The sequence below is a fragment of the Streptomyces sp. H39-C1 genome (genome assembly GCF_027158125.1).
Lineage (GTDB): Bacteria > Actinomycetota > Actinomycetes > Streptomycetales > Streptomycetaceae > Actinacidiphila > Actinacidiphila fildesensis.
Map to the genome: position 1 here is coordinate 23,561 of NZ_JAPVLS010000030.1, position 12,838 is coordinate 36,398.

The window sequence follows — 12,838 nt, forward strand, 5'->3', positions numbered from 1 at the left end:
CTTGCGCCTAGGGGTGAGCGGTTCGCACCGGTCAGGCGGAGCCGTCCGCGCGGGAGCCGGTGTGGTCGTGGTCGAGGTGGTGCTGGATCAGCAGGTCGGCGCCGAAGTCGTTGGAGGGGTCGCGCCAGACGCTGTGCACGTGGTTGGCGTCGTCCTCGGCGTTATCGAACTCGATCAGGGTCGTCGGGCCCTGGATGCGGAAGTAGTGCGGCTGCTCGATGGACGTGCCGCCCGCCCAGGCGAAGCGGAGATCGTCGACGCCGCCGGCGGCCGCGATGCGGTCCATCTCGAAGCCGACCAGGCCGGGGCGGGAGCGTTCGACGAAGTGGGCGAGCAGTGTGTCGAAGTGCCCGCGCTGGGCGGGGGAGAGGTCGCCGGCGCGAATGCCGCGGGGGTGGTCGCGGAAGTAGGCCAGCGCCTTGCGGTCCTCGTCGGTGATCATCGCGTCGCGGCGGCCCACCCCGTGGTAGGCGGGGTACTCGACGTCGCCGATCGTGGCGACCGTGCGGGTCACGAAGTCCGCCGGCGGCCGGGAGTGGATGATCGCCGTCTGCCGCTGGGAGCCGGTGAGGCTGTCGAGCAGCTCGAAGCCTGCATCCTCCTCCTCGCCGAGGATCCGGAACGGGCCGAAGCGGGCGGGTTCGGCGCCGAGCAGGAACGGGGTGGCGCTGACCAGGTCGCCGTCGACGACGGTGATGTTGATCGACAGGTGGTGGCCGACCAGCCGCCAGCCCCAGGTGGTGTCCGGCTGCGGTTGGCCGAAGAACGTGAGGAAGTAGCCGCGAGCGTCACGGAAGATGGGTGCGATGTGGCCGAACACGGGCTGGTTCAACTCACGCAGCAGGTGTTCGTTGGACATCACCTGCACCACCCGGGCGTAGGCCGGCATCGACATCGACTCGGCGATCAACCGGTGCGCCAGTCCCTCCTGGTAGCGGTCGAGCTCTCCCAGCGCGAGGCCGGGCCGACCGGACTCGGGCAGGAAGTTCCAGTGCGTCCTGCCGGGGTCCGTGGCGGGCAGCAGTACCCGTGCGCGCTGGTCGGCGGCTAGGCCGTCGAAGAAGCCCATCGCGGCGAACGTGACCGCTGTCGCGTCGAACGAACCACCCGCCCGCGGCTGGTGCACGGGGGGAAGCTCACCGTTCGGGGTGTGGTGGTGCGTTGCCGTCATGGCGTTCCTTTCACGGGAGCCGGCTCGATGCTCCGGCGCAGACGCGCTACGAAGTGCGGGATGTCGGCGTGCTGTCCGGCCGCGAACACGTAGAAGTCGGGCCGGGACAGGAAGACCTGGCAGTCGTGCTCGGTGAACCAGCGGGCGTAGGCACTGTCGACGTCCTGGACGGCGCCCACACCCGACACGTCGGCGGCCGTGCCACCGATGCCGCGGAACCAGGACAGGTCCTCGTCGGGCAGGAGGGCCAAGGGGTCGCCGGCGCGGCTGACCAGCTGCCAGCCGCCGCCGACGATGTCGTCGAACAGGCCGGTCCTGGCGCCGACGCGGACCCGCCCCTGGGGCGCCAGCCGTCCCGCGGTGTGCCCGCGCCCGGTGAGCGTCAGGGACGGCTCACCCAGGCGGGGGTGCGGCGGCTGCCGGGTGGCGGCCTCGGCGTCACGCGACCGCTTCCGCATCTCCGCGTCACGGGCGGCCGCGCGATCGGGATCGAGTTCGCAGATCACCCGGCCCGCAGCCACCGCCTCGTCGATGATCTCCCGGACGTGTCCGGTGCGCTCGGGTCCGTAGGTGTCCACGATCGACGGCGCCGCCAGTCCGCCGTGCACCATGGCCAGCCGCCAGGCGAGCGCCCGCGCGTCCCGCAGGCCCGCGCACAGGCCCTGCCCCAGGAACGGGGGCATGAGGTGGGCGGCGTCACCGGCGAGGAAGGCGTTGCCCACGCGCCACGTGTGCGCCCAGCGGCCCCGGAAGGTGTAGACCGCGTGCCGTTCCAGCTCGGCGGTCCGCGGTGTCACCCCCCAGGGCGCCATGAGCCGCCAGGCGGTGCTGTCACGGCCCAGCTCCTCGACGGTCATGTCCGCGGGGCGCATGAACTCGAAGCGCCGCCGTCCCGGACCACTGTTGACCGCGGTGGCCGGTTGCGCTGGGTCGCAGTACTGGGTGACGAAGGCACTCCACTGCTCCTCCACCAGCGGCCGGTAGTCCACCACCAGCCAGTCGGCCTGGAAACCCGAGTCGCCGACGCCGATGCCCAGATGGGAGCGGACGGAGCTGTTTGCCCCGTCGGCGCCGACCAGCCACCGTGAGCGGACCGGCAGGGCCTCCTCCGGGCGCCCGGCGGGAGCCAGCTGGACGGTCGTCTCCTCACCGTCCTGCGTCAGGGCCTGGAACGTCCAGCCGCGGTGGACCGTGACGCCCGGTGTCACGAGCGCCAGGTCCTCCAGGACCGCTTCCAGGTCGGGCTGGTAGAAGCCGTTGGTGTTCGCCCATCCCGACTCGGCGGTCCTGTTCCAGTCGATGGCCTGCAGGAGTTCGCCCTCGCCGTTGCGGAACTCGTACCCGCCGCGTTCGCCCCGGGAGGGTTCGAACAGGTCGGCATGGCTGTCCATGAGTCCGACGGACTGGAGGATGCGCAGCGCCTCGTGGTCGATGGTGCACGCACGCGGCGAAGGATAGCGCTGCGGCTGGCGCTCCACGACGGCCACCCGCAGGCCGGCCCGGCCGAGGAGGACGGCGGTCAGCAGGCCGACGGGGCCGCCGCCGACGATGACGCAGTCGACGTCCGGCCGGAGGGCGGACACCGGAGGAGGGTAGGTCACGGTCGCGTGCTCCGGTCGTGTGGTGACGGGTGGGGAAGGCGGGCCGGGTCGGGCAGCAGGACGTACTTGGCGTGCGGGGACGCGGCCTGGGCGCGCCAGACCGACGGCAGCTCCCCGAGCGCGAAGCCGCGGACCTCGATTCGGAGTTCCTCGCGGGAGAGCGCGTCCCACAGCCACGTCAGCGCGGGCTGCTTGTCCTTGAGCGGGGTGTGCAGGCCGGCGAACCCGGACAGGCTCAGCTGCTTGCCGCGCAGCAGCCCGGCGGGAATCTGCGCGGTCACACCTGCCGGGTTGCCGATGTTGACCACCCGCGCCCGTGGTGCGCACGCCCGCAGCGCCGCCTCCAGCGGCACGCCGTACAGGCCGTCGAGGACGACGTCCACCGGTCCCGCGGCCGCCAGTAGCCGGACGGCGAGCTCCTCGGCGCTCTCGTCCGCCCGCAGCGCGACCACGGCGTCCGCACCGAGCAGCAGCAGGCTCTCCAGCGCGGCCCGGTCGCGGGCGACGCCGACCACCCGGCCCGCGCCGATCCGGCGCGCCACCTGGATGGCGATCTGTCCGACGGCGCCGGTGGCGCCCAGGACCAGCACCGTCTCTCCGGGGCGCAGGCCGGCCTGCTCGACCAGCGGCATGAACGCGGCCATACCGGAGTTGCCGACGGCCGCGGCCGTCACCGGGTCGAGAGCGTGCGGCAGCGGCAGCACGTCGTCGTCGGGGACGAGGACCTGCGTGGCGAAGGCGCCGGGCGCGGCCGGTGAGGCGTGGCACTCGGCGTAGACCCAGCTGCCGGGCGGATGGCGGTCGGACCGGAGCACCACGCCCACACACTCGCTGCCGGGGACGTAGGCGGCTTCGTGGCGGACGGAGTGGAACGTTCCCGAGGCGATGACCAGGTCGAGCGGGTTCAACGGCGCCGCGACCACGGCCACCAGGGTGCTGCCGGACGTCCACGCCGGCAGCACGACCGACCCCAGCCGCGGTGCGGCGCCGGGGGAGTCGATGACGGCGGCTGCCACACCTTCGGACGCGGGTGGGGTCGTCATGGGTCAGCCCTGCTTCACGGGGGCCGGCGCGAAGCGGTCGAGGGTGGTGATGCCCGCGAAGTTGTGCGGCTGGGATCCCGCCATCAGCCGCCCGTAGTTCTCGGAGAGGGCTTCGAGGTTGAGCGCGCCGTGCAGGGTGATGACCCGTGCGTCGCGCCAGGCCCGCTGGATGGGCTCGCTCTCCATGATCGCCGTCGAGCCGGAGTTCCGCTGCAGCAGCTCGATCGCCTCCGCGCACCACTTGGCCGCGTAAGCGGTCTCCACCAGGACGCGGGCACTGAACTTCTGCAGGTACTCCGGATCGGCTGGCGTCCCGGCGGCGGCGAGCGCGCCCAGCCGGTCGGTCTCCTCAGCGTTGGCCCGCGTCATCAGCGTCGCGGACTGAAGCTTGGAGTGGACCTCGGCCAGCATCAGGTGTGTCAGCGGGGCTTCCAGCTGGTTCTTGTAGGTGGTGCCGCGCACCGGCCGGCCTTTGGAGCGCTCCAGGAAGCGCTCCAAAGCGCCCTGGGCGATGCCGATCGACATGCCGGCCATCAGGCTGAACGCCCACCCGAGTGACGGGGCCTGCCAGATCGACCCCTTGAGGCCGCTGTCGAGACGGGCGCCGGTGATGTCACGGAAGTCGACACAGCGGTGCTCCGGGACGAAGAGCTCGTCGCCTGCGAGCTTGATGGACACACTCCCCGTGGCGCGCATGCCGGCGACCTTCCAGTCGTCGAGGAAGCGCAGCTCGTCCAGCGGTACCTGGGCGCCCACCAGGTAGGGCCCCTCGCCGTCGTCGGCGATGCAGCCGAGGTTGGTGTAGGGCGCCCACAGCGCGTCGCTCCCGAAGGTCCAGGGCCCCCCGGACAGGATCCAGCCGCCGTCGACCCGCTTGGCGCGCCCTCGGGAAGCGGGGAAGTGGCTCGAGCCGGAGACCCGCGGCCCCACCCAGGCCGGGCCGTAGACCTCCTCGACGACCCGGGCGCCCGAGCCGGCGGGGATCCAGTTGGTGGACGCGCCGACCCATACGGTCCATCCGCAGGAGCCGTCCCACTTGGCGACCTCGGAGACGACGTCGAGCTGCTGCCGGACGGAGAACTCGTACCCGCCGAACTCGGCGGGGCTGCCGATGTCGAAGACACCGGTGGCGTCGAGGTCAGCGATGGTCGCGTCCGAATGGCGGCCCGCCCGCTCCGCTTCCAGCGCGCGTTCGCGCAGCGTGGGCCCGAGTGTCCTGACCTTCTCGAGGACCTCGGCGAGCTTCTCGGACGTGTCGTGTGTCGCTGACATCTTCGTCATCTCCTGTGATGTTCTGCGAGTCGGATGCGGTGGGTCGGGGGTTCCCGGAGGTCACCTCGGCGGCACCGGCAGCGGTTCGTCCAGCCAGCCCCGGATGGCGTCGGCGTCGGCGTTGAGCAGCGGTGGCGCACCGTCGCCGACGCTGGTCGTCTCGGTCTCGGCGCCGGTGCCGTCGACGGTGAACGTCCGCAGCGGTGATCCGGGCAGGGTGATCTTCCCCAGGCTCTCGTGCTCGACGTCGAGCAGCAGCCGCTGCGAGCGCGTCTGCTCCCACTGGTAGACCTCGTCCAGGCTGCGGACGCGGCCTGCGGGGATGCCCGCGTCGGCCAGCCGTTCCAGCAGTTCGGCCGGATCGTAGGGCGCGAAGACGGCGTCCAGCAGCGCGGTGAGTGCGGTTCGGTTCGCCACCCGGACGGAGTTCGTGCTGAAGCGCGGGTCGTCGGAAGGGAGTTGGAACGCCTCGCAGAGCCGGCCCCACATGGCGTCGTTCCCGCAGGCGATCTGCACGCTGCCGCCCGCGCAGCGGAACAGTCCGTAGGGGGCGATCGAGGGGTGGTGGTTGCCCTGGGCCCGGCCGACCTCGCCGGCCACGGTCCAGCGGGTCCCCTGGAACGCGTGCGCGCCGACGACCGCGGCGAGCAGCGAGGTACGGACGATCTGCCCCCGGCCGGTGCGGTCGCGCTCTCGCAGCGCCGCCAGCACGCCGAACGCGCCGTTCATGCCGGCCAGCAGGTCACCGATCGGCACGCCGACGCGCTGGGGGTGGTCCGCGTCCGGGCCGGTCAGGGACATCAGCCCGGCTTCACCCTGCGCGATCTGGTCGTACCCGGCGCGGGCGGACTCGGGCCCGTCGTGCCCGAAACCGCTGATGGACAGCACCACCAGGCGCGGGTTGAGCCGCATCAACCGGTCGCTGCCGAAGCCGAGCCGCTGCAGCGTGCCCGGCTTGAAGTTCTCCAGCAGGACGTCGGCCCGCTCGACGAGCCGGGCGAGCAGCTGCGCGTCCTCGTCCCGCTTCAGGTCGAGGGTGATCGACTCCTTGTTCCGGTTGCAGGACAGGAAGTACGACGACACCTCGGTGCCGTCGTCGGCGGGGACGAAGGGCGGCCCCCAGGACCGGGTGTCGTCCCCGGCCGGGGACTCGACCTTGATGACGCGGGCTCCCAGGTCGCCGAGCATCATCCCGGCCTGGGGGCCGGCGAGTGCCCGGCTGAGGTCTATGACGAGGAGTCCGGCGAGCGGCCCGTTCGAGGGTGCGTCCACGGGTCCGTCCAGCGCTTCGTTCAGTGCTTCGGTCACGGCTGCACCTCAGCTTTCACCGGTGAGGCGTCCGGGTTCGGCCGGATCACCAGCATGCTCGCGGGCAGGTTCGTGCGGTTCTCGACACTGCGGGGCGTTCCGGAGGTGAGCCGCGCCCCGTCGAGGGCGTGCAGGTCCCACGTGCGGCCGTCGGCGTCGGTGAGCGTCAGGGTGCCGGTCAGCACGAGGTAGAGCGTTTGGATCGGAACCGGTGACAGGTCCGCGCGGCCCCCGGGCAGGTAGTGCGACAGGGCCACCGTCACGGCGCCGTCGTACTTCTCGCCGCCGAACAGGTGGAGGGGGCCGACATCGTAGTGGCCGGCAGGTTGGAAGCGCTGGGCCTGGGCGAGCCGGGCGATGTGTATCGGCATGATCGGGTCGATCCGTTCTGGCTGGGCCGCAGGTCGGGTAGGTGCGGTGGTGGTCGTCCCCGGGGCGGAACGGGCGAGGCCGTCCGGTGGGAACCCGGCGCGGGATGTCCGAGCGGCGGAGACGGTGCGGCCGCCTCGGCGGTTCGCCCTCCGTGTCCGACACGGTCGCGCCTGGCGCGAAAGGCCGTCGAGGCCGCCGGAGAAAGGTGGTGCTGGTGAGACATCACTCTAGAAGACGCCCTCAAAATGTCAACACTTTTAGCGACCTCTGATGGCCTTGCTGTGTAGATAGGCTTCTGACGTGCTGATATGCCATCGCGTTGCGGCAGCGGCGGCTCCCGAGGCCGATAAAATGTCAGCAGGTCGCCGATCGGGATCGGCTACGGTGGTAACTTGCACCCGTCCGAGCCCTTCCAGGACAGCCGCCCATCCGCGGCACGAGAGGTCAGCGTTGAGAAACCCGCGAGAGGCCGACAGGCGATGACGGAACGGTCGGTCGAGGTGGCGGACACCCCCGTCCACCCGGACGAGGTGAGCAGGGCCCACCACGAGCTGCGGCGCGCGATCATGCGGGGGGAGCTGCGCGCCGGCGATCCGCTGTCGCAGGTCGAGCTCGCCCGCCGGCTCGGGGTGAGCCGCGGCCCCCTGCGCGAAGCGCTGCGCATCCTGCAACGCGAGGGTTTCGTCCAGCAGGAGTCCCAACACCGCGCCCGTGTCGCGGCGTTCAGCGACGAGGACCTCGACGAGCTCTACGCCATGCGCATCAGCCTCGAAGCGCTGGCCATCGGGATCGCGGTTCCGCGCATGCACGATGACGACCTCCATCTCCTCGATCAGCTGCTCGAGGAGATGGACGAGACGGCCCGCACCGGCGACGTCGAGCTGTGGGAGCGCCCGCACGAGCAGTTCCACCGCGCTCTGATCCGCCCGTCCGGGCCCCGCCTGGAACGTGAACTCGCCCTGTTGTCGGACCATGCCACGCGCTATCGCCTCTGTTTCGTGTCGTGGAACCCGCTCGAGTGGCAAGCGGGTACCGGCGACCAGCACCGCACGATCGCCGAGGCCGTGAAGTCCGGCGACGCGGACGCCGCGGCCCACGCCCTGGCGGCGCACCTCGGCCGCACCGCCCTCGTCGTCCTGTCGATGGCGTCGCCCACGTACGAGCCCGTCCGGATCCGCAGGGCCCTGGCGGCCGCCTGCCGTCCGTGACCGCGCACCGGTCCGCGCCCCTTCACCACCTTCGCTCAGTCCTCCCGGCCCTGCGCGGCGCGTTGCCGCTGGATCGAGGCGATCACGCCGGCGTCGGCGAGCGTGGTGGTGTCGCCCACTGACCGGCCTTCCGCGACGTCGCGCAGGAGTCGGCGCATGATCTTGCCGGAGCGGGTCTTGGGGAGTTCGCTGACGATGAGGATGCGCTTGGGCTTGGCGATCGGGCCGAGCGTCTTGCCGACGTGGTCGCGGAGTTCGGCGACGAGGGTGTCGGAGTCGGTGGCGGTGCCGCGCAGGATGACGAACGCGACGATCGCCTGGCCGGTGGTGGCGTCGGCCGCGCCGACGACGGCGGACTCGGCGACCTTGGGGTGCGAGACGAGCGCGGACTCGACTTCGGTGGTGGAGATGTTGTGGCCGGAGACGAGCATGACGTCGTCGACGCGGCCGAGCAGCCAGATGTCGCCGTCGTCGTCCTTCTTCGCGCCGTCACCGGCGAAGTAGCGGCCGGGGAAACGGGACCAGTAGGTATCGATGTAGCGCTGGTCGTCGCCCCAGACGGTGCGGAGCATCGAGGGCCACGGCTCGGTCAGGACCAGGTAGCCGCCGGATCCGTTGGGGACCTCGTTGGCCTCGTCGTCCACGACGGTGGCCGCGATGCCGGGCAGGGCGCGCTGTGCGGAGCCGGGCTTGGTGGTGGTGGCGCCGGGCAGCGGGCTGATCATCATCGCGCCGGTCTCGGTCTGCCACCAGGTGTCCACGATGGGGCAGCGGTCGTGGCCGATGTGTTCGCGGTACCACATCCACGCTTCGGGGTTGATGGGTTCGCCGACGCTGCCCAGCACGCGCAGGGAGGACAGGTCGAACTTCGCGGGGATGTCGTCGCCCCACTTCATGAACGTGCGGATCGCGGTGGGCGCGGTGTAGAGGATGGTGACCCCGTACTTCTGGATGATCTCCCAGAAGCGTCCCTGGTGGGGGGTGTCGGGGGTGCCTTCGTAGATGACCTGGGTGGCGCCGTTGGCGAGCGGCCCGTAGACGATGTAGGAGTGGCCGGTGACCCAGCCGATGTCGGCGGTGCACCAGTAGACGTCGGTCTCCGGCTTGAGGTCGAACACCGCGTGGTGGGTGTAGGAGGTCTGGGTGAGGTAGCCACCGGAGGTGTGCAGGATCCCCTTGGGCTTCCCGGTGGTGCCGGAGGTGTAGAGGATGAACAGCGGGTGCTCGGCGTCGAAGGCCTGCGGGGTGTGCTGGGCGGACTGCCGGGCGACGACCTCGTGCCACCACACGTCCCGGCCTGGGGTGAACGCGGTCTCCTGGCCGGTGCGGCGCACCACCAGGACGTGCTCGACGGTCGGGCACTTCGTGACGGCCTCGTCGATGGCGGGCTTGAGCGCGGAGGGCTTGCCCCGCCGGTAGCCGCCGTCGGAGGTGATGACGAGCTTGGCGTCGGCGTCCTGGATCCGCGAGGCGACCGCGTCGGCGGAGAACCCGCCGAAGACCACCGAGTGCGCCGCCCCGACCCGCGCGCACGCGAGCATCGCGATCACGGCCTCGGGAATCATCGGCAGGTACACCGCGACCCGGTCACCGGCCTCGATGCCCAGTTCCGTCAACGCGTTGGCGGCCCGGCTGACCTCGTCCTTGAGCTCGGCGTAGGTGATCGCGCGGCTGTCGCCGGGCTCGCCCTCGAAGTGGATCGCGACCCGGTCGCCGTTGGCCGCCTCGACGTGCCGGTCGACACAGTTGTAGGCCACGTTGAGCTTGCCGTCGGCGAACCACTTCGCGAACGGCGGGTTCGACCAGTCCAACGTCTGCGTCGGTTCGATCTCCCAGCTCAACCGGCGCGCCTGCTCGGCCCAGAACGCCGGGCGGTCCGACTCGGCCAGCGCGTACGCGTCCGCGGTGACGTTGGCGGATGCGGCCAGCTCGGCCGGCGGAGCGAAACGCCGGCTCATCCCCGGCGGGCGGCTCGCCGCGGCGTCGTCACGATCCCGTGGTGTGGACATGTCCGTTTCCTTTTTCTGGCCGGTGCCGGGTGCCGGGTGCGGAGGAAGGCGTCGGGCAGCAGACCCCTGCCGGATCCGAACCGCCCGACACGTTCGACGCACATGGTCAAGCAGGAGTGGGCGCGGCCCAGGTCTCAGGCGCGATCGCCGCGGCGGCGACGATCCAGTTCCGGAACTCGACGGCGTAGTGCCGCAGGTGGTGCTCCAGGACGTCGTCAGGGCAGGCGGTGGGGAAGTAGACCGTCAGGTTGGCCGTAAAGCCGTCCGGGGTGTCGCCGAACTGGATCAGCGCCCGCCCGACGACCGTGCCGTCCGCCAGGAAGAGGTTCGAGGACATCTTGTGCGGGAAATCGGACATCGGCAGGAGCTCGGCCACGTCCTCGGCCCAGGCCATCGCGTCCGTTCCCCATCCGCCCATGTAGAACGAGCAGACGTGCGGGCCGATGTTCTCCACCACGCGAGGCGGGCCGCCGTTCTCGGCGCCCATCGCGTAGTGCTCGGGGTGGGCCGCGAGGAGCGCGGTGTCGTCGGCGGCGGCGAACGCCTTGTCCATCCAGGCCAGGAACTCTCCTGCGGCCATGCCCTGGGCCGCGAGCACGGTCGTGCCCGCCTTGAAGCTGCCCTCGGAGACGCGCGCGCATTCGCGCAGAAAGGCGTTGCCTTCCTCGATGTCGCTCGCCAGGAGGTCGAGCAGCCCCTGACGTCCCAGCCGGGTCCTAAAGCGGTGCAGGGCGCGGCGCGCGTAGAAGAGCTCGAAGTCGTCGATGCTCCCGCCGCCGGGGATCCCCGCTTCGAGCGAGACGGTCACGGGGGCGGACGGCTGGTTGTCGGTCATGGTGGAACCTCCAGTAGAATGTGAATGCGAATTCACATTCACGACGATACCCGAAAGGGTGCAGCACTTGTCAAAGACTTCTTGCGAGGACGCCGCCGATACCATGCGGGACATGACTGATGAGCCGGACCGCCCCGCGCCCTACCGGGAACCCCGGCAGGCCCGCAGCGCCGCGACGCTGGCTCGCGTCCTGCAGGCGGCCGAGGAGATCGCTTCCTCGGCAGGGCTGGAGGAGATGACGATGACGGGTGTCGCCCAGCGCGCCGGCGTCGCCGTCGGCTCGATCTACCGGCGCTTCGACAACAAGGAACAGCTGGTCACGGCCCTGTCCGAGCGGATGCTGGAACGGCGCGAGGAGTACGTGGCCGAGCGGCTGCGCGCGGCCGGGCCGTCACTGTCCGGTGTCATGGACGCCTATGCGCACGCGCTGCTGCAGTCCTTCGCCGACAACAGCACGCTCTTCCCCGAGCTGCTGCGCGTGCGGGGAGCCAAGGCCCTCGACCGGGGGTCTCGCACCATCACCACGATCCACCGCCTGCTGCTCGAAGCCGCGGCCCCCCACTCCCACGAGATTCGGCGCTCCGACCGCCCGGCAGCGCTGGACACGGCGGCCCGCGCGATCCTCGGCGCCTGCTTCCACAACTCCGTGCGCCCCGACGCCGCCACCGGTGACGCGGCCCACCGGTATGCGGACGAACTCAGTGACATGGCGATCGCCTACCTCCTCACGCCCGACCGCCGCTCCGCCGTCCAGGCCTGAGCCTGCGCCTGGCGCGAGCGCATCGCACCGCGATCCGGTCCTCACGGGTGCCCCCGTCCCTACGCCTCGGCGTGGTCGTCCTGCTGCTTCCGGTCGCCCGCGCCGCTCATGGCCGCCCCGGCCGCGGCCGCGACCTGCTGGAGCCGGTCGACCCAGGACTCGATGCGTTCCGCCGACACGGCAGCGGGCAACCCGGCCATCCGGATCGCCATCGTCGGCAGTTCCGCGGAGGTGGGGACGGGGACGACGATCGAGGCGAGGTCGTACTGCTCGCCGGGCCGCAGGTCGGGGCAGAACAGTTCGGCGAGCTCGGAGGTCGCCTGCCGGACCGCGCGTTCATGCCGCGGCAGGCGGTCGGACTCCTCGAAGGCCGACAGGGCCGCCTGCTGGCGTTCGATCAGGCGGGGTTCGGCGGCCAGCAGGGAGTAGCCGCACTCGCGCACCTTGTCGAGCCGGGCACGGTGGAGGTCGCGGCGGTCGGCACGGTCGTCCGGGGCGCGCTCCAGCCACTCCTCGACCTCCGCCGCCGGCGAGTTCACCAGGAAGGCCGCTCCGAGGGGCGGAATGATCGGCTGCCGGTGGCCGAGCGGAAACGGTTCCGCGACGGATCCTCCGTTCGCGGCGAGCACCTGTACCGCGTCTCCGCGGATCTTGACCAGGACGCCGCAGTTGACCGCGAGTTCGGTACTGAGGTCCTCGATCTGGGTCCGGATCGTCTCGGCCAGCTGTGCCGCCTGGATCAGGTCGGGATCGGGGGAGGCGAGGAGGGAGCCGGGGGAGAAGCGTCCGTAGCCGCCCTGGAAGAACAGCAGCGGGAGTGTCGACCGTTCGACGGCCAGGTCCTGCACGAGCCCGAGGACGATGAAGTGGTCGCCCGCCTCGCGGATGTCCTGGTAGGTGCACTCGATCCAGGACACGGCGTCCTCGAGGATGGGCGAACCGAGCTCTCCGAGCCGCCAGCGCACGCCGTCGAACTTGTCCGTTCCACCGGCCGCGAAGCGGCGGCACAGCGCTTCCTGGTCGGCGGCCAGGACGTTGACGCAGAAGGCCTCGGCGGTCCGGAGCTGCTGGAAGCTGCGGGAGCCGGTGGCCGGGAAGAACGCCACCATCGGGGGGTCCAGGGAGACGGAGGAGAACGTGCCGACCACCATGCCGGCCGGGTGGCCGTCCTCTGCCATCGCGGTGACCACGGCCACCCCGGTCGGGTAGTGCCCCAGCGTCTCGCGGAACAGTGCGGAGTCGATGGCCTTGGACATGGA

11 protein-coding genes are annotated in these 12,838 nt (G+C 71.3%); 2 read left to right on the plus strand and 9 right to left on the minus strand.

Translation table 11 applies throughout. The annotated features are described in order from the left end of the window. Positions 1–31: 31 nt before the first annotated feature. The 6 genes from O3W51_RS20825 to O3W51_RS20850 are packed head-to-tail and all read right to left on the minus strand — an operon-like array spanning position 32 to position 6,766. Positions 32–1,171, minus strand: coding sequence for a DUF3500 domain-containing protein (locus O3W51_RS20825; RefSeq protein ID WP_138353648.1), 1,140 nt, complete (start codon positions 1,169–1,171; stop codon positions 32–34). Continuing rightward, positions 1,168–2,772 carry a bifunctional 3-(3-hydroxy-phenyl)propionate/3-hydroxycinnamic acid hydroxylase MhpA gene (gene mhpA, locus O3W51_RS20830; RefSeq protein ID WP_417792480.1) on the minus strand — a complete coding sequence of 535 codons (1,605 nt, stop codon included), beginning with the start codon at positions 2,770–2,772 and terminating at the stop codon, positions 1,168–1,170. Before mhpA ends, O3W51_RS20825 begins: the two co-directional genes overlap by 4 nt. Further along, a complete protein-coding gene (locus O3W51_RS20835; protein ID WP_138353650.1) occupies positions 2,769–3,815 on the minus strand; it encodes a quinone oxidoreductase family protein in 1,047 nt (348 codons plus the stop codon). The genes mhpA and O3W51_RS20835 overlap by 4 nt, the downstream gene beginning before the upstream one ends. A gap of 3 nt (positions 3,816–3,818) precedes the next feature. Further along, positions 3,819–5,087, minus strand: a complete 1,269-nt coding sequence (locus tag O3W51_RS20840; RefSeq protein WP_269287137.1) for an acyl-CoA dehydrogenase family protein — start codon at positions 5,085–5,087, stop codon at positions 3,819–3,821. A 60-nt stretch (positions 5,088–5,147) separates the two neighbouring features. After that, a complete protein-coding gene (locus O3W51_RS20845) occupies positions 5,148–6,395 on the minus strand; it encodes a CaiB/BaiF CoA transferase family protein (RefSeq protein ID WP_244809528.1) in 1,248 nt (415 codons plus the stop codon). After that, positions 6,392–6,766 carry a cupin domain-containing protein gene (locus O3W51_RS20850; protein ID WP_138353652.1) on the minus strand — a complete coding sequence of 125 codons (375 nt, stop codon included), beginning with the start codon at positions 6,764–6,766 and terminating at the stop codon, positions 6,392–6,394. The genes O3W51_RS20845 and O3W51_RS20850 overlap by 4 nt, the downstream gene beginning before the upstream one ends. A 480-nt stretch (positions 6,767–7,246) precedes the next feature. On the opposite strand from O3W51_RS20850, the gene O3W51_RS20855 reads away from it, so the two are divergent. Further along, a complete protein-coding gene (locus O3W51_RS20855; RefSeq protein ID WP_138353653.1) occupies positions 7,247–7,975 on the plus strand; it encodes a GntR family transcriptional regulator in 729 nt (242 codons plus the stop codon). 35 nt (positions 7,976–8,010) lie between these two features. On the opposite strand, the gene acs is transcribed toward O3W51_RS20855, so the two are convergent. Together acs and O3W51_RS20865 are read right to left on the minus strand one after the other, a co-directional pair. Then, a complete protein-coding gene (acs, locus tag O3W51_RS20860; RefSeq protein ID WP_269287138.1) occupies positions 8,011–9,984 on the minus strand; it encodes an acetate--CoA ligase in 1,974 nt (657 codons plus the stop codon). Between the two features lie 106 nt (positions 9,985–10,090). Continuing rightward, positions 10,091–10,819, minus strand: a complete 729-nt coding sequence (locus O3W51_RS20865; protein ID WP_138353654.1) for a hypothetical protein — start codon at positions 10,817–10,819, stop codon at positions 10,091–10,093. Between the two features lie 112 nt (positions 10,820–10,931). On the opposite strand from O3W51_RS20865, the gene O3W51_RS20870 reads away from it, so the two are divergent. Then, on the plus strand, positions 10,932–11,579 hold the full coding sequence (locus tag O3W51_RS20870; RefSeq protein ID WP_244809530.1) for a TetR/AcrR family transcriptional regulator: 648 nt from the start codon (positions 10,932–10,934) through the stop codon (positions 11,577–11,579). Positions 11,580–11,638: 59 nt separating this feature from the next. On the opposite strand, the gene O3W51_RS20875 is transcribed toward O3W51_RS20870, so the two are convergent. After that, complete coding sequence (locus tag O3W51_RS20875; RefSeq protein WP_138353656.1) at positions 11,639–12,835, minus strand: flavin reductase family protein; 1,197 nt, start codon at positions 12,833–12,835, stop codon at positions 11,639–11,641. Positions 12,836–12,838 lie beyond the last annotated feature (3 nt).